The organism is Arthrobacter sp. ZBG10, assembly GCF_001238605.1.
In the GTDB taxonomy this organism is placed as follows: Bacteria; Actinomycetota; Actinomycetes; order Actinomycetales; family Micrococcaceae; genus Arthrobacter.
On record NZ_LFQH01000127.1, the window covers coordinates 1 to 340 of the forward strand.

1 pseudogene is annotated in these 340 nt (G+C 63.5%); it reads left to right on the top strand.

Features of this window, described 5'->3' with window-relative positions:
* A pseudogene (locus ACU18_RS18845) lies at positions 1 to 340 on the top strand (pyridoxal 5'-phosphate synthase lyase subunit PdxS); the annotation flags it as partial.

Here is a 340-nt window from a genome sequence, read left to right on the forward strand (position 1 = left end):
GTGAAGCGCGGCATGGCCGAGATGCTCAAGGGCGGCGTCATTATGGACGTTGTCAACGTTGAACAGGCCCGCATCGCCGAGGACGCCGGTGCCGTGGCCGTGATGGCCCTGGAACGCGTTCCGGCCGATATCCGCGCCCAGGGCGGCGTCTCCCGCATGTCCGATCCCGACATGATTGACGCCATCATCGATGCCGTGTCCGTCCCGGTCATGGCCAAGGCCCGGATCGGCCACTTTGTCGAAGCCCAGGTCCTGCAGTCCCTCGGTGTTGACTACATCGACGAATCCGAGGTCCTGACCCCGGCCGACTACGTCAACCACATCGACAAGTGGAACTTCA